The sequence below is a fragment of the Mesorhizobium koreense genome (assembly GCF_031656215.1).
Classification (GTDB): domain Bacteria; phylum Pseudomonadota; class Alphaproteobacteria; order Rhizobiales; family Rhizobiaceae; genus Mesorhizobium_L; species Mesorhizobium_L koreense.
Window position 1 is genome coordinate 3171797 of sequence record NZ_CP134228.1, and the last position, 15823, is coordinate 3187619.

General features: G+C 63.4%; 13 protein-coding genes and 1 other RNA gene. 9 read left to right on the top strand and 5 right to left on the bottom strand.

Features of this window, described 5'->3' with window-relative positions; translation table 11 throughout:
* Positions 1-95: 95 nt before the first annotated feature.
* Both ssrA and RBH77_RS15125 read left to right on the top strand, forming a co-directional pair.
* Positions 96-456: a transfer-messenger RNA gene (gene ssrA, locus RBH77_RS15120) on the top strand.
* An 80-nt stretch (positions 457-536) separates the two neighbouring features.
* On the top strand, positions 537-1085 hold the full coding sequence (locus tag RBH77_RS15125) for an AAA family ATPase (RefSeq protein WP_311028417.1): 549 nt from the start codon (positions 537-539) through the stop codon (positions 1083-1085).
* Positions 1086-1092: 7 nt separating this feature from the next.
* On the opposite strand, the gene RBH77_RS15130 is transcribed toward RBH77_RS15125, so the two are convergent.
* Positions 1093-2304 (bottom strand): multidrug effflux MFS transporter, encoded by a 1212-nt coding sequence (locus RBH77_RS15130; RefSeq protein WP_311028418.1) that lies wholly within the window; start codon positions 2302-2304, stop codon positions 1093-1095.
* Between the two features lie 255 nt (positions 2305-2559).
* Between RBH77_RS15130 and RBH77_RS15135 the strand changes: the two genes are divergently transcribed.
* The 3 genes from RBH77_RS15135 to RBH77_RS15145 are packed head-to-tail and all read left to right on the top strand — an operon-like array spanning position 2560 to position 3535.
* Entirely contained in the window at positions 2560-3120 is a 561-nt protein-coding gene (locus tag RBH77_RS15135; protein WP_311028419.1) for an SspB family protein, read from the top strand.
* An 11-nt stretch (positions 3121-3131) separates the two neighbouring features.
* Positions 3132-3323 carry a DUF4169 family protein gene (locus RBH77_RS15140; RefSeq protein WP_311028420.1) on the top strand — a complete coding sequence of 64 codons (192 nt, stop codon included), beginning with the start codon at positions 3132-3134 and terminating at the stop codon, positions 3321-3323.
* A complete protein-coding gene (locus tag RBH77_RS15145; protein WP_311028421.1) occupies positions 3320-3535 on the top strand; it encodes a ribbon-helix-helix domain-containing protein in 216 nt (71 codons plus the stop codon). The genes RBH77_RS15140 and RBH77_RS15145 overlap by 4 nt, the downstream gene beginning before the upstream one ends.
* A 3-nt stretch (positions 3536-3538) precedes the next feature.
* Here RBH77_RS15145 and RBH77_RS15150 read toward each other — a convergent pair whose 3' ends face one another.
* The gene (locus RBH77_RS15150; protein WP_311028422.1) at positions 3539-7681 is read right to left on the bottom strand and encodes an AsmA family protein; all 4143 of its coding nucleotides are present in this window, start codon (positions 7679-7681) and stop codon (positions 3539-3541) included.
* A 251-nt stretch (positions 7682-7932) separates the two neighbouring features.
* Here RBH77_RS15150 and RBH77_RS15155 point away from each other — a divergent pair, with 251 nt between their 5' ends.
* Positions 7933-8667, top strand: coding sequence for a DUF899 domain-containing protein (locus tag RBH77_RS15155; RefSeq protein ID WP_311028423.1), 735 nt, complete (start codon positions 7933-7935; stop codon positions 8665-8667).
* 171 nt (positions 8668-8838) lie between these two features.
* Here the strand turns inward: RBH77_RS15155 and RBH77_RS15160 are convergent, their stop codons facing one another.
* Positions 8839-10323 (bottom strand): nucleobase:cation symporter-2 family protein, encoded by a 1485-nt coding sequence (locus tag RBH77_RS15160; RefSeq protein ID WP_311028424.1) that lies wholly within the window; start codon positions 10321-10323, stop codon positions 8839-8841.
* A gap of 125 nt (positions 10324-10448) precedes the next feature.
* On the opposite strand from RBH77_RS15160, the gene xth reads away from it, so the two are divergent.
* Positions 10449-11243 carry an exodeoxyribonuclease III gene (xth, locus tag RBH77_RS15165; protein ID WP_311032564.1) on the top strand — a complete coding sequence of 265 codons (795 nt, stop codon included), beginning with the start codon at positions 10449-10451 and terminating at the stop codon, positions 11241-11243.
* Positions 11244-11300: 57 nt separating this feature from the next.
* Positions 11301-11585, top strand: a complete 285-nt coding sequence (locus tag RBH77_RS15170; RefSeq protein WP_311028425.1) for a hypothetical protein — start codon at positions 11301-11303, stop codon at positions 11583-11585.
* 40 nt (positions 11586-11625) lie between these two features.
* Here the strand turns inward: RBH77_RS15170 and RBH77_RS15175 are convergent, their stop codons facing one another.
* Together RBH77_RS15175 and ilvD are read right to left on the bottom strand one after the other, a co-directional pair.
* Positions 11626-12429, bottom strand: coding sequence for a tetratricopeptide repeat protein (locus RBH77_RS15175; RefSeq protein WP_311028426.1), 804 nt, complete (start codon positions 12427-12429; stop codon positions 11626-11628).
* Entirely contained in the window at positions 12416-14140 is a 1725-nt protein-coding gene (ilvD, locus tag RBH77_RS15180; protein WP_311028427.1) for a dihydroxy-acid dehydratase, read from the bottom strand. Before ilvD ends, RBH77_RS15175 begins: the two co-directional genes overlap by 14 nt.
* A 392-nt stretch (positions 14141-14532) precedes the next feature.
* Between ilvD and RBH77_RS15185 the strand changes: the two genes are divergently transcribed.
* The gene (locus RBH77_RS15185) at positions 14533-15801 is read left to right on the top strand and encodes an MFS transporter (RefSeq protein ID WP_311028428.1); all 1269 of its coding nucleotides are present in this window, start codon (positions 14533-14535) and stop codon (positions 15799-15801) included.
* The last annotated feature ends 22 nt before the right edge of the window (positions 15802-15823 follow it).

The following is a 15823-nucleotide window of genomic DNA, read 5'->3' on the forward strand; positions in this document are numbered from 1 at the left end:
CTCTCCGTCGAAGGCAAGCCGCGAACGTCCCCGCGCGGGAAATGTCGGAAAACTGGCCGTTCGAGTCAATGTGGAAGGGTACGGCATGCGCTAGCCCTCTTCCCATGCGCGGCCGTCGCACCTATATTCGGCCTGCCGGCTTGTCCGGCTATGGCGATAAACTGCCGATGCAATAAGCCGTTCGGACCCGGGGGCGGTACCCGGCGCCTCCACCAAAAACCGCCGCAGCCTTCCATGGCGGCTTTTGATGGGGGCGAAACAGGATCGACGAAGGTGTAAAGATCGGACTTTCGCCCGGCATTGTACCACCGTTATCGGGCTAAACCTATAGTTGCTAATGACAACTATGCGGAAGCTCGTCTCGCTGCGTAAGCAGTGCGAACGCTTCAAATTAAGCCCTAGCGGTTCGCACTGCTAGGCGGGGTTCGGAGGCACCTGGCAACAGAAGCCTCCACTTCCCTTCCCCTTATTTCAATCCCGTCTCGCTGGCCCCGTAATTCGGCGCGGCCGCGTTTCCTTTTCGCATCGGAGGCACCGTGCGAGATCCGATCGATCGCTTTCATGTCCTTACCGGCGGCCCGGGATCTGGCAAGACCACTCTCATCGACGCACTGAAGGCGAGAGGGTATGCCACGACTCCCGAAGCCGGTCGTACGGTGATCCGCGAGCAGCTTGCGGTCGGCGGCAAGGCCCTGCCCTGGACTGATCGGCAGCTTTTTGCTGAGCGGATGCTCACCTTCGACCTGTGCAACTACGCCGAAGCGTTGGAAGCGAGCGGCCCTGTCTTCTTCGATCGGGGCGTGCCCGACGTGGTCGGTTACCTGGAGCTTTGCAACCTGCCGGTGTCGGACGCTGCAATGGATGCCGTCGACACGTATCGCTACGCGCGCGGTGTTTTTATCCTGCCGCCATGGCCGGACATCTTCAGGCAGGATGCTGAACGCAAGCAGTCCTTCGAGGAAGCGGAGCGCACGTTCCGCGCGATGATCGCGGTCTATTCGCGCCTTGGCTACGATCTGGTGGAAGTACCGCAAGGACCGATCGATGCGCGCGCGGATTTCATTCTCGCCCGCATCAGTCTTTAGAGCGCCGTTATTCCGCCGGCGCTCCTTCCCTCGCGGCGCCTCCTCGCCGGCCCACCGCGAACTGCGCAAGCAGGAATGCGACGAGCGCACAGCCGGCGATACCGGCCACCATCGGCAACGCCGTACCGTTGGAGAAATAGCCGACCAACGCCATGGCTAGGACGCCGACGACGAATTGCAGCGTTCCCATCAGCGCCGAGGCCGCGCCGGCGATCGGCCCGTGATCGTCGAGCGCCAGAACCGAAGTCGTCGGCAGCACGAGACCAAGGAAGCCGTAGCCGATGAAGAGCAACCCCATCAGCACCTCGACGCTGTCGATGCCTACAAGCGTGACCACGAAGAGCAGCGCCATGAAAGCCAGATAGCCCGCGACAGCCACACGCACCACGCGCTCCAGCCCGTAGCGCTCCGTCAGCATCCCCGTAAGCTGTGCCATGGCGAAGAAGGAGATGGCATTGAAGGAAAAGGCCAGGCTGTACTGGAACGGGCTCAGGCCGAAATGGTCGATGAAGACGAAGGACGAGCTCGACAGATAGACGAAGAAACTCGATATGCCGAAACCGCCGATGAAGGTTAGCGCTAGGAAGCGGCCGTCGCGCAACAGATACCAGTAGCTGGTGATCGCGGTACGGATGCCGCTGCCGATACGTTCCTCCGGCGGTCGGGTTTCCGCCTGAAAAAGAGCAAGCAGGACGATGCCGATGACCGCCGCGCCGGTCACGGTCCAGAAGATGGCCCGCCAGCCGAGATGGCCGATGATGATGCTGCCGGTCAGCGGCGCCAGCAGCGGCGAGACGCTGAACACCAACATCAGGAGCGACATCAACCGCGTCGCCTCCGATCCGGTATGCAGATCGCGCACTATGGCACGCGGCACGACCATGCCGGCACAGGCGCCAAGACCCTGGACGAAGCGGAAGAAGATCAGCCATTCGATGGTCGGCGACAGCGCAGCCCCAACGCCGCCTGCCGCGAAGAGGCCGAGCCCGCCATAGAGCGGCGCCTTGCGGCCGATCATGTCGGAGAGCGGGCCGACAAGGACCTGCCCGGCGCTGACGGCCAGGAAAAAGGCGAGCAGCGTCATCTGCACCGCGCCGCTCGACGCGGAAAGGTCGCTGCCGATCGAGGGCAAGGCCGGCAGGTACATGTCGATCGCGAATGGCCCTACGGCCGAGATAAGGCCGAGCACGATCGCGATGCGCAGGAATCTCGCTGTCATGTCACCGCTTCCGGTTAAATTCGCGCGGGCAGCGCGGCCTGTCCTGATAGACGATCGGCCGAACGCCTGCCCGACACATGCTACAAAAAATACCAAGTTTCCTTCCGCCGCTTGCAATGTTGGCCGAAGCTGCTTGGATGGAATCGGGCGAGGCGCTTATATGCTTGCGCGCGGTGGCCGATACAAGGTTTACGCCGCCGCGAAGCTTGATTAGAGGTAGGCTCCGTCAGAGTCACGCGGAAGCCCGGGCGATCCATGGCCGAAGATCACATTCGCTACGACATTCTCGTTCAGGAAGCCCTGCGCGCCGTGATGCGCAAGGTATTGACGGAGGTCGCGCGCACCGGGCTACCGGGCAACCATCATTTCTTCATCACCTTCATGACCAACGCGCCGGGCGTGCGCATCTCAAGCCGCCTGCAGGAGCGCTACCCGGAGCAGATGACCATCGTCATCCAATACCAGTACTGGGATCTGAAGGTCAGCGAGACGGGCTTCGAGATAGGGCTTTCCTTTTCCGATATCCCCGAGAAACTGGAGATACCGTTCTCCGCCGTACGCGGCTTCTACGACCCCTCGGCCAATTTCGAACTCGAATTCGACCCGAGGCAGGATGCCGATGCCGCCGAACCGGCGGCTCCAACCGCCGAAGTCGAGACGCTGAAGAGCCCGCGCACGCCAAAGAAGCAAGATTCGGACGCCGCCAAGCCTGCCGAGAAAAAAGAAAAGTCCAAGGCCGGGAAGAACGACAAGCCCGCCGCCGAGGGCAACAAGGGCGCGGACGTCGTTTCGTTGGATGCCTTCCGGAAGAAATAGGCGGCCGGATCGTGGCGGAGATCGTCAATCTGCGAATGGCCCGCAAGCGCAAGGTCCGCGCCGATCAGGAAGCACGCGCTTCGGAACAGCGCGCGATCCATGGCCGTTCGAAATTCGAGAAGCAGCGCGACCGTGCGGCCGAGGAGAAGGATCGGGCTTTCGTTGAAGGCCATTTCCGCGGCAAGCCCGGCGTCGATCAGTGAGCCCCGTCCGCAAGCGCTCGGTCACCATCCGCGGCCATCGCACCAGCTATTCTCTGGAGGATGCGTTCCAGGGTGAGCTGGAAAGGATCACGACCGAACGTTCGACGTCGCTTGCCGCCCTTATCGCGGCAATCGACGAGGGCCGGCCGCGTGACACCAACCTCTCCTCGGCGCTTAGGCTCTTCGTGCTCGATGCCGTAAGGAAAGGCTGAGTTTCAATTGGACGTCCCGAGACTCCTGAAGGACATATTGCCCTGACGGAAGATGTTAGTGACACCGGGCAAATCCTTGAAGCCGTTGGCCGTTGCCGGTTTGGACGGCTGGCTGGCCGGCTCGCCCGACTTGCCGGCGGTGTCCGTTGTGGCGGGCTTGTCATTCCCGTTGCCGCCGGTACCGGTCTTCTTATCCTGTCCGGCGGGGACGCTTGACGGATCGGGTTTCTTGTCGGTGGGCTGGGTGCCCTCGCCTGTCTTGTCGCTGTCGAGAAGCTTCCGTATCCTGTCTTCCAGCGAGTCTTCATCTTCTTTCTGCTTGCGTGCCTTTTCCGCTTCCTCGGCCGCTTTTGCCTGGTCGATCGCCTTCTGCTTCGCCTCCGCTTCGGCTTTCTGGCGCGCCTCTTCGGCGGCCTTCCGAGCGGCCTCGGCTGCCGCTTTTTCCGCCGCAGCGCGTTTGGCCTCTTCCTCGGCCTTTGCGGCAGCCTCCTCTTCTGCCTTCTGGCGTGCTTCTTCCGCTGCCTTTACGGCTGCGGCCGCCTTGGCTTCCTCGATCGCTTTCTGCTTCGCCTCCGCTTCGGCCTTCTGACGTGCCTCCTCCGCCTGGCGGACTTCTTCGGCCTTGGCCGCGGCTCTGGCAGCCGCCTGCATCGCTGCCCGTTCCTGCGCTGCCTCAACAAGCTGCTTCCGCGTTGCGTCGCGGTCTTCATAGTAAGCCGTTTCGCGCCGCAGCCTCTGTTTTTCGAGAAGAGCTGCCTGCATGGCCTCGACGCGTGCTTCTTCACGCTCAAGCGCGCGCTGCGTGAGGAATTGGCCCAAAGGCGCCGTGTCGAGCCTGAACTTCATGGCGGCAAGCGGACCCGAGCCGCTGAAATTCACATCTGGTTCCGAGCCGACCAGCGCCTCGTCACCGGGGCTGTAGGCAATCGATCCACCGGCGGCAGCCGATGCCTTGTTGAAATCGAAGGACGGCGTAACCGTGACGGTCGCGCCCTTGCCTTCCAGCCTGAGCGGCGGGGCGCGCAGCACGCCTTCGGCTATGGTGAAGGCAAGCGTTCCCTCGCCCGCCGGGAAACGGCCGCCGCTGACCAATGCGGGCGCGAAGGCGGCGGTCTTGCCGGCATTGATATCCTTGCCGATGCGGTCGGCGCCAGCCAGGATCGCCGGCAGCGCCTCGGTGTCGATGCCGGGGATGGCGAGGGCACGGAACGATGAGGTGCCAGAGCCCGCGAGCGAGGCCACCATGGCATCGAGAGACTTGCCGTTCGCGGTCACCGAAGCCGAGAGATCGGCGTTACCACTGAGGCCCGTACCCGCAAGCAATCGCGCCAGATCGGCACGATCGAGCTTCACTTGCCCGGAAAAGAGCGCCGTCCCGCCATTGTTGCGCAATTCGAACAGGCCCGACAGATCGCCGCCATCGAGCTTCGCCGACAGTCCCGATACGCTCAGTCCGTTGGCTTCGAGGTTGGCCTTGAATTTTGCGTCATGCACGGTGGCGAGAGCACCGGCCTGCACGGTCTTTGCCGTAAGGTCGAGATCGCCGGTGAAGGCAGGCTGCGGTCTGGTGTTGAACGGCGCCGTCGGCCAGCCGCCGACCTCGCTCCGCAATGCCTCGCCGCCGAACAGCATGTCGGCGGCGAGCGAAAGATCGATCGTATCGGCCGAGAGCGAGCCGGTGAAATCGGGACGGCCGTCCTTCAGGCCGGCCTTGAGGTTGCCGGCAACGGCGCCGCCGCCAATGGAGCCATCAAGCCCATCGAGCCCGAGCGTGCTACCGGAGAGCGTCACCTTCGAGGCCAGCGTCACCGGCAGACCAAACCCCATTCCCGGAAGGCCAACACCGGCGGTGATGAGCCAGGGCTGGATGTCTTTCGCGACAAGCTTCGCCTTGCCGGTGGCCGCAATGCCGTCATCCGCCTCTCCGACCTTGCCGTCGAAGGAGGCCTGCAAGCCCTCGCCAGCGACACTGAGCGACGTCGCAACGCCGTCGGCGAGCGATCCCTTGGCCGCAATCGAGACCTCGGCGCGGCCCGCCGCGTCGATCGGCAGTGCAGGCAGGCCGAAGAGCGCATAGACGGGTGCGGCTTCATCGTTGGAGAGCGACGCGTTGAGCGAGATGTTTGCCTTGTCCGGCGCCTTCCTGCTTCCCTTACCGGAAGCGGAAAGAGTGAAACGACTGCCGCCGGCATGGCCGTGGGCGCTGAGCGCGACGCCGGTCTGGCCACCCTTGTCGGCGGCAGCACTGCCGACGACGTCGATCTCCGCGTCCGTCAAAAGCCCGCCATAGCCCTCGGCCCGCCGGTTGAGGCCGGCGACCAGCGGATTTGCCGGATAACGCTCGGCCAGCAGTGACACCAGGGGCGCCAGATCGACCGAGACGATGGAGGCGTCGATATTGCCCGTCGGCGCGGTCGCGAGATCCCTGACTTCGCCGGTGGCGCTGATCGTGGCGCCGGCGAGGCCCTGAATGCTCAGCCTGTCGATCTCGAGTCGACCGCCAGACAGCCTGATACCGGCGTCGACCGAATCGGCGGTGAGCCCGGCGGCCATGACTGGCCCTGCCTTGAGCGACAGGTCGATATCGTGGTCCGCAAGCCGCGTCCTGCCCTCATCGCTGATGAACAAGGACGCGAAGGCGGCGAGCCCCTCGACGTCGAGCTTGCCGCCGTCGAGCTTCACCACCATGGACGGGTTGGCGTCGGCCGGTTCGTCGTTCTCCAGGCTGCCCTTGAAGCGCGCGTCGCCGAGGATGAGTTCGAGATTGCGGAAGACCTGCTTCTCCGGCGAAATATCCACCTTCGCTTGAAAGCCCGCGGCGGGAAGCCGACGGATCGCCTCGTCCACGTCGTGCGCGACCCATGCCGCGAAGCCGGATGGCTGCGCTACCGCCAGGAGCAGCGAGCCGGAGAAGCCGAAATCGCCGCCGGTGCGAAGGAAGCCGTTTGCCTCGAGCGTCGTGCGCCCCGGTAAGGTGGCATCGAGCGCCCCCACCTTCCAGCCGCCCTCGGCCGGTTCGGCGGACAGCTTGACCTCGCGAACCGTGGTATCGCCGGTCACGATCGCCGGAAGATTGAGGTCGATCTTGCCCGGTATGCCCGGCTTTGGCAGCGCCTTCACCACGCGCTCGAAAGCCGCGATCCGGTCGCGGAACGTAAGTCCGGAGGGTGCGGCATCGCCATTGCCGAGCGCATCGTCGAAACGGACTTGCGAGCCGTTGGCGGTGATGCCGAAGCCGGGTTCGCGCCCAATATCGAGGAAGGCATCGCCCTCCGCAGTATAGGGGTCGTCGACCGGACCGGTCTCGAAACGGAATTTCTCCACCGAAAGCCGCTTGTGGTCGAAATGGAAATCGCCTGTCAGCCGGTAGGGTGCCGGTGGCTTCGGTTTGAAGGCTCCGTCCTTGTTGGCGTCGTCTGAATTGCCTGCCGGCTGTTCGGTACCGGCATTCCTTATATCCAGGTGGAAATCACCCTTGTAGAGCGCCACACCCTTGTCCAGACCGATATCGCCATCAGTCTGCAGAGCGATCGGATAATCGCGAGGATCGGCGCGTATACGCACCCGCAAATGGCCATCGCTGTCCACCCTGCCGGTCGATAGCGAAAGCGTGACCGGTTCACCGTCCGCCTGAAGCGTGCCATCGAACCTCCAGGGGCCTGCGAGCGACGCGGCGGAGATGTCGGCATCGATGTGGGAAAGCACGTAGGTGCGGCCGCCGGCGCGATGATGGATGGTGATCTCGCCGTCCTTCACCGCCACCTTCTCCAGCGTCACCTGGCGCGGGTCGAAAAGGGCCGGCGCGCGGGACGCAAGATCGACGGTTCCATCCTCCCCGACCGTTACGGTCACATGCGGATGGTCGAGCCGCATGTCGAAGATCAGGACCTCGCCGCGAAGGAAGGGCGCAAGCTCCGCGTCCATGGAGAATTCATCGACCGTCATCGCCGGCTGGGAAGGATCGGCGCCGGCGACGCGCACGTCCGAAAACGTCACCGAGGGAAAAGGCAGCAGGCGCGCCGTAGCCGCGCCTTCGACCTTTACCTGGCGGCCCAGGATGCGGCTTGCCTCGCGCTCGAAATCGGCCCGATACGAGGTCCAGTCAATGAAATACGGCCCGATCAATGCGGCAGTCAGCGCCAGCACGATGAGGCCGCCGATCAGGACGAAAAGCCGAGCCAGTTTTCCTTCTCCGGTACCGAAAATGCCCCGCGGCCGTTCAACAGCCGCCCCAATGCCAGTCTATTCCAATTAGCGTGTCGATAAAGTGGCGGCAAATGACAGATGCGGCCGCCCAGGGAATGGCTGTCGCGGCAAGAAATTTTGCGAGCCCTGTCGGTCATGACAGATTCGGCGCGTCCTATGATCGGGTAAAGCAAAACTCGGAGAAAAAAGCCATGCAGCCACACAACATCGTATCCCAGGACGACTGGTTTCAGGCGCATAAGGCACATCTGGCGCGCGAGAAGGCGTTCACGCGCGAACGCGACAAACTGTCGGAAGAGCGCCGCCGGCTGCCGTGGGTGAAAGTCGAGAAAGAATATCTCTTCGACACGGCCGAGGGCCGCAAGACGCTCTCCGACCTGTTCAAGGGCCGCAGCCAGTTACTCGTTTATCACTTCATGTTCGGCCCCGGTGCCGACTATCGTTGCAAGGGCTGCTCGTTCCTGTGCGACCACATCGACGGCGCCGAACAGCATCTGAGAAACCACGATATCTCGCTGGTCGTGGCCTCGCGTGCGCCGCTCGCCGAATTCCTTCCCTACAAGGAGCGGATGGGCTGGAAATTCGACTGGGTGTCATCTGGCCCGAGCGACTTCAATTTCGACTTCCAGGTGTCGTTCTCGGAAGAACAGGTCGCTTCGGGATCTGTCGTCTACAATTTCCAGGATTTCGAAACCGGGCCCGACTTCATCTCAAGGGATTGGCCAGGCATAACCGCCTTCTACAAGGACGAGGACGGGACCATCTACTGCACGTTCATGGCGCGTGCGCGTGGCGGCGACATCCTGATCGGCGCCTATAACTGGCTCGACATGGCACCGCTCGGCCGCAACGAAACGCACCCGAATACGATGAACTGGTTGCGCCTCCATGATGAATATGACGAGCAACCGGCTGTAAGCATCTGAGCTACAGCATCATTCCAGCCTTCCGACTGCCGTTTTACGGTAGCCGGAAGCCGGGATGACGTTCGGCCTGGAGCAGCGGGCGTTCTGACGAACACGGTCCCGCTGCTCCGGCTTGGTTCCCCTAGCCGCATTTGTGCAACGCCAGCCGATTCCGTCTGGCTGCAAAATGCTCTAGGCCTCTGCCGACATCGCGGCGGTGCGCAGATCGTCGGCCTTGCCGGTCGCGCCGTTGAACACGAGGTTCAGGATCACCGAAGCGACCGAGGCCAGCAGGATGCCCGAACCGATCAGCGGCGCGATCACCTTCGGCAGCCAGATGTTGAAGCTCGGTGCAAGTTCCGGGATCATGCCGAAGCCAAGCGCGATTGCCACGACGAAAAGGTTGTTGCGGTTGCCCTTGAAATCGACGGCGCCCAGTATGCGGATGCCCGTCGCCGCCACCATGCCGAACATAACGATGCCGGCGCCGCCGAGCACGACCGTCGGCAGGGCTTCCACAAGCGCGCCCATCTTCGGGATAAGGCCGAGCACGATCAGGATCACGCCGCCGGCGACGCAGACGAAGCGGCTCCTGATACCGGTCACGCCGACCAGCCCGACATTCTGCGAGAAGCTCGTATAGGGGAAGGTGTTGAAGATGCCGCCGAGCAGCGTGCCAAGACCGTCCATCCTCAAGCCCGAGGAAAGCATGGGTTGCGTCACTTTCTTGCCCGTCATCTCGCCAAGCGCCAGGAACATGCCGGTCGATTCGATCATGACGACGATCATCACCAGCACCATGGTGGCGATGAGAACCGGGTCGAAGATCGGCATGCCGAAATGGAACGGCCGGATCGGCGCGAACCAGGCTGCACTCGCCACCTTCTCGAAATGCATCAGGCCGAGTCCGGCGGCAATGACCCCGCCCGCGATGATGCCGATGAGGACGGCGATGTTGGACAGGAACCCCTTTGTGAAACGCGCGACACCTATGACGATCGCCAGCACGACCAGCGAAAGCACGATGTTCTGCAGCGGCGCATAGGCGGGATTGGGCAGCGACGGCGCGAGCGCCACGCCCGCCGGCGGCGCAGGCACGGCCGAACCGGCCGCGCCGGCGGCGTCCGTTACCGCCTTCAGCCATGCCGCATGCTCCGGCGACACGATCTTCGGTGCGGTCGGCCCGACCGGCAGTCCAAAGATCCAACTGATGCCGATCTTCATCAGAGACACCCCGATGACGAGAATGATGGTGCCGGTCACCACAGGCGGGAAGAAGCGCAGCATCCGGCTGACGAAAGGCGCGATCAGCATGGTGATGATGCCCGCGCCGATGATGGCGCCGAAGATCATGCGCGCGCCGTCGGTGCCTGAATGCGCAACCGCCATCGCGACCATCGGTCCGACAGCCGCGAACGTGACGCCCATCATCACCGGCAGCTTGATGCCGAACCACTGCGTCGCGCCCAGCGATTGCAGGATCGACGCGATGCCGCATACGAAAAGGTCGGCCGAGATGAGGAACGCGACATCCTCCGGCGCGAGTTTCAATGCCCGGCCGATGATGAGCGGCACGGCGATTGCGCCGGCATACATGACGAGAACATGCTGCAGGCCGAGTACGAAAAGACGTGGAGCAGGCAACACCTCGTCCAAGGAGTGCGTTGGCGATGACATGAAGTCCCTCCCTTTTTCACTCCCTCCACCCGAATCGGGTTTCCTCTCCCGGAGCAATGGTGCAGGATTACCCGGTATCGCTTCCGGTACCATCAAGAATGACTTGAATAATTCGTTTGGTTTTCATGAAAATCGCCACCTGGAACATAAACGGCGTCAAGGCGCGTATCGGTAACCTCCTGCACTGGCTGCAGGAGAGCACGCCGGACATCGCCTGCCTGCAGGAAATAAAGTCGGTGGACGACCAGTTTCCACGCGCCGAGATCGAAGCGCTCGGCTACCATGTCGAGACGCACGGGCAGAAGGGTTTCAATGGCGTCGCGCTTTTATCCAAGTTGCGCTTCGACGAGGTCAATCGCGGCCTTCCGGGCGACGACAGCGATGAACAGGCGCGTTTCATCGAAGGCGTTTTCTCGACTTCCTCCGGGGCGCTCAGGGTCGTTTCGCTCTACCTGCCGAACGGCAACCCGGTCGACACCGAGAAATTCCCCTACAAGCTCGGTTGGATGGAGCGGATGAACCGCTGGGCCGGCGAGCGGCTCGCGCTGGAGGAGCCGCTGGTGCTTGCCGGCGACTACAACGTCATCCCCGAAGCGGCGGACGCAAGGCATCCCGAGAACTGGCTCGGCGACGCGCTGTTCCAGCCCGAGACGCGGCAGAACTTCCGCCGCCTTGCTAATCTCGGCTTTTCGGACGCCGTCCGTTCGGTGACGGATGCGGCGGACACCTACACTTTCTGGGACTATCAGGGCGGCGCCTGGCAGAAGAACAACGGCATCCGCATCGACCATCTGATGCTGTCTCCGGAGGCCGCGAACCATCTGGTCTCCGCCTCGGTCGAGAAGCATGTCCGTACATGGGAAAAGCCTTCGGACCACGTCCCGGTGGCGATCGAGCTGAGCCTGGAGCAGGCGGCGTAGCGACGGATTTCTCCACCACCGCCAAAGATGCTATACTTGCCGTCCATGAAGGCGGCGATGGCCCTCTGGCTGTTCTTCCCGGCGCTCCTCTGGGCATCGGTAGCCATGGCCGACTGCAAATGCATGGCCAACGGCCGGGTCTTCCATCACGGCGAAATCGCCTGCCTTCGCCTGCCATCCGGACCGCAACTCGCGCAATGCGGCATGGTTCTCAACAATTCCTCATGGATCAAATTGCAGGACGGATGCCCGCTGGCCGAGACAGGTGAGGACGTTGCCGCTGGCCCCATGACGACACCGGCACCGCAGTTGCGGGTGCGAGCGTCGATCAGGCGATCCTGAAATCTATTGTGTGTTGTCCGCTACGTATCCGCGACGGCGGCTATTTGCCGTCGCTATCGCCCTCGCGCATGCTGTCGGCAAGCGCGATCGCCGTGCGCCGGTCGCCTTCTCCGGCAAGCGCGAAGGCTTCCTCCTGCATCTGGCGGATCCATGGCAGGTCGGACGCCGGGGCGTGGCTCAGCGCCTCGGTCATCATCGCAAGTCCTCGCACGATCTTGCCGCTCTGGAAGAGCAGATTGCCGAGCGTGGCCTGTGCGCCGGCATGGCCCTTTTCGGCGGCAAGCTGCAGCCAGCGCCCGGCCTGCTTGATCGAGGCCTTCACGCCGTCGCCGTTGAGGAACATCTTGCCGAGTTCGAACTGCGCCACCGGATTGCGGTAGGTGGCAGCGGCACGCATGTAGAAGTCCTGCGCGGCGGAAAGGTCGGGCGATACGGGCGAGTCGGGGATGCCGGTCCGGGAATAATTGCCGAGCGCGACCAGCGCGTCGGATACATAGCTTTCGTCCGGGCTGCCGGGCCGGACATCGTCCTCGACGATCTGCCGGAAGAATTTATAGGCCTGGTAATCGTCACGCTCCACGCCATCGCCGTCGGCGTACATCTTCGCCAGCTTCCAGCTCGCCCCCACCTGCCCCTTGTCGGCGGCGTAGCGGTAGGCCTCGACGGCCTCCTCCTTGTCGCCCTTCTTGTAGGCGGAGAAACCGAGGCGGAAGACGGCCCAGGGGCTCTTCTTCTCTTTCTCGATGCTCTTGGCGTCGAAGGCGTGCGCAAACCCGCTCACCGCAATCGCGGCGGCCATGATCGTTACGAAAAGGGCGGCCCGCTTCGGGCTAGATGTCGGCATAGCAGTGCGTTTCTCTTGCCCCGCCCGGATGGGTGACGGCGCCGTCGCGCGCCGGGCCGACCGTCTGGGCATATTTCCAAATCGCGCCGGACTGGTAGTCCGTGATGCGCGGCTTCCATTCCCTATGGCGCGCGGCAAGCTCCGCGTCGCTCAAATCCACCGACAACTCGCCGGTCGTGGCATCGATGGTGATGATGTCGCCGTCGCGCAGAAGCGCGATCGGGCCGCCGACCGCCGCCTCCGGCCCGACATGGCCGACGCAGAAGCCGCGCGTGGCGCCGGAGAAGCGTCCATCGGTGATGAGCGCCACCTTGTTGCCCATGCCCTGTCCGTAAAGCGCCGCGGTCGTGGCCAGCATCTCGCGCATGCCGGGGCCGCCCTTCGGCCCCTCATAGCGGATGACGAGGACCTCGCCTTCCTTGTACTTGCGATGCGTCACCGCATCGAAACAGTCTTCCTCATTGTCGAAGCAGCGCGCCGGCCCGGTGAATCTCAGCTTCGACATGCCCGCAACTTTCACGATCGCGCCTTCGGAGGCGAGATTGCCCCTGAGGCCGACGACACCGCCGGTCTTCGTGATCGGCTTGTCGGCGGGACGGACCACGTCCTGATCGAAATTCCAGGCAATTTTTTCCAGATTTTCCGCGATCGTGCGGCCGGTGACCGTCATGCAGTCGCCGTGCAGATAGCCGTGCTCGTAAAGCGTCTTCATCAGGAGCGGGATGCCGCCGGCCTCGAACATATCCTTGGCGACATATTTGCCCCCCGGCTTGAGGTCGGCGATGTACGGCGTCTTCTCGAAGATGCGCGCGACGTCGAAGAGGTCGAACCTGATGCCGGCCTCGTGCGCGATCGCCGGCAGGTGTAGCGCTCCATTGGTCGAGCCGCCGGTGGCGGAAACCACGGCGGCCGCGTTCTCCAGCGCCTCGCGCGTGACGATGTCGCGCGGGCGGATGTTAAGCGCCAGAAGCTCCATCACTTTTTCGCCCGAGGCGAAATTGAAGCGGTCGCGCATCTCATAGGGTGCCGGCGCGCCGCAGGAATAGGGCAGCGCCAGCCCGATCGCCTCCGCCACCGTCGCCATCGTGTTGGCAGTGAACTGCGCGCCGCAGGAGCCGGCGGAGGGACAGGCCGCCTCCTCGACCTCCACCAGTTCCTCGTCGGACATAGCGCCGACCGAATGCTGGCCGACCGCCTCGAACACGTCCTGGATGGTGATCTGGCGGCCGCGATGGCTGCCCGGCAGGATCGAGCCGCCATAGATGAACACCGAAGGCACGTTCAGCCGAACCATCGCCATCATCATGCCCGGCAGGGATTTATCGCAGCCGGCGAGCCCCACAAGCGCATCGTAGCAATGGCCGCGCATGGTGAGTTCAATGGAGTCGGCGATGAGGTCGCGCGAGACGAGCGACGCCTTCATGCCCTGGTGGCCCATGGCGATGCCGTCGGTCACCGTGATGGTGCAGAACTCGCGCGGCGTGCCGTTGGCGGCCGCGACGCCCTTCTTCACCACCTGCGCCTGGCGCATCAGCGAGATGTTGCACGGCGCCGCCTCGTTCCAGCAGCTTGCTACGCCGACAAGGGGTTGGTTGATTTCGTGGGCCGACAATCCCATGGCGTGCAGGAACGAGCGATGCGGCGCACGTTCCGGGCCAACCGTCACGTGCCGGCTGGGCAAATTCGCCTTGGAAATCGCCTTCGCGTCCATCACACTTCCCGCCGCGGCTTTCGCGACCATTCCCCCCGGTGCCTCAATCCGTCGCACCTGAGCTTTCGGAGGTGCGCTGGGTTTATGGCGGGAAATGGGCCGAGCCGCCCCCTTGCCGTCCTAGCGCAAAGCTTAACGCAAAGGTGTTGCTGAATCGTCACAATCCGTGAACGGCGTGCAAAAACAGAATCTGCCGTCGCCCTCTCACGCTCAGCCAATATCACCGGCGTTGGTGTCGCGTGGTGCGCCAAACGACCGAGCTGCCGGCTCGCCCAAAGGCTGCGGCGCACGGCCGTTACTCGCACCGCGTCCATTTGCTCTTTGCGCCAGCGCAAAGACATGGAATGATCCCGAGTCGTATCGTTCCGTGAAGACTGACGCCGGAGGCTTCGATGTCGGGATCCGGGAACATTGCGGTTCTGCTCGCGACCACTTGGGCGTTCACCATCTGCTTCGCCGTGTGGATGATGTTCGGTGTGACCGGCATCCCGATCAGCGAGCAGCTTGGCCTCAGTTCGACCGAGTTCGGTCTGCTTACCGCCACCCCGGTGCTCACCGGCGCACTCTTCCGCCTCCCCCTCGGTATCTGGACGGACCGGCTCGGCGGCCGCCGGCTGATGCTGGCGCTGCTCATCGGCTGCGCGATTCCCGTCTGGATTTCCTCCTACGCCACGGCGTTGTGGCATTTCATCCTGCTCGGCCTCGCACTCGGGCTGGTCGGCGCCTCCTTCTCGGTCGGCACGCCCTATGTGGCGCGCTTCTTCCCGAAGGAAAAGCGCGGCTTCGCCATGGGCTTCTTCGGCGCAGGCACGGTGGGCGCGGCGCTCAATATGTTCATAGCGCCATGGCTGATCGACGCCTATGGCTGGCAGATGGTGCCGAAGGTCTATGCCGTCGCGCTGATCGTGACGGCGGCGATCTTCTGGGTCTTTTCCGCGCCCGATCCAGCGCGGGCCGCAAACTCGCCGTCGATGCTCTCGCAGCTTCAGGTGCTGCGCGATCCGCGCGTGTGGAAATATTGCCAGTATTATTCGATCGTTTTCGGCGGCTTCACGGCGCTGTCGATCTGGATGCCGCAGTATTTCAAGTCGGAATATGGGCTTTCGATCGCGCAGGCCTCGCTGCTCGCCGTCTGCTTCGCGCTGCCGGCAGGCGCCTTCCGTGCGTTCGGCGGTTGGCTTTCCGACCGTTTCGGGGCGCATAACGTTACCTGGTGGGTGCTGTGGATCGCCTGGATCTGCCTGTTCCTGCTCTCCTATCCGAAGACCGACCTGACCATCCATACGATCCGCGAACCGATCAGCTTCGGCATCGCGCTGCCGACATGGCTGTTCACCATGCTGCTTTTCGTGCTCGGCATCGCGTTCGCCTGCGGCATGGCCTCGACCTTCAAATATATCGGCGACGATTTCTCGGAGAACATGGGCGCGGTGGCGGGCATCGTCGGCATGGTGGGCGGCCTCGGCGGCTTTCTCCTGCCGATCATGTTCGGCGCCATCCTCGACCGACTCGGCTTCAACTCAAGCTGCTTCATGCTGCTTTACGGCATCGTGTGGGTGTCGCTCACCCTGAATTACCTGACCGAGGTGCGGCGCGCGCCTGTCATGGGGGAAAATGTCATGGGCGAGAAGACAGCCCCCTCCTCAGTATCGGAAGCCTGACGCCCACGGGAAAGGAACAGCC

Bases quoted from the DNA above. Each gene is read 5' to 3' on its own strand.
- RBH77_RS15135 (WP_311028419.1), top strand. From the start codon at position 2,560: ATGGCCGAAGATCACATTCGCTACGACATTCTCGTTCAGGAAGCCCTG.
- RBH77_RS15160 (WP_311028424.1), bottom strand. From the start codon at position 10,323: ATGTCATCGCCAACGCACTCCTTGGACGAGGTGTTGCCTGCTCCACGT.
- RBH77_RS15175 (WP_311028426.1), bottom strand. From the start codon at position 12,429: ATGCCGACATCTAGCCCGAAGCGGGCCGCCCTTTTCGTAACGATCATG.
- RBH77_RS15185 (WP_311028428.1), top strand. From the start codon at position 14,533: ATGTCGGGATCCGGGAACATTGCGGTTCTGCTCGCGACCACTTGGGCG.
- xth (WP_311032564.1), top strand. From the start codon at position 10,449: ATGAAAATCGCCACCTGGAACATAAACGGCGTCAAGGCGCGTATCGGT.
- RBH77_RS15130 (WP_311028418.1), bottom strand. From the start codon at position 2,304: ATGACAGCGAGATTCCTGCGCATCGCGATCGTGCTCGGCCTTATCTCG.
- RBH77_RS15155 (WP_311028423.1), top strand. From the start codon at position 7,933: ATGCAGCCACACAACATCGTATCCCAGGACGACTGGTTTCAGGCGCAT.
- RBH77_RS15170 (WP_311028425.1), top strand. From the start codon at position 11,301: ATGGCCCTCTGGCTGTTCTTCCCGGCGCTCCTCTGGGCATCGGTAGCC.
- ilvD (WP_311028427.1), bottom strand. From the start codon at position 14,140: ATGGACGCGAAGGCGATTTCCAAGGCGAATTTGCCCAGCCGGCACGTG.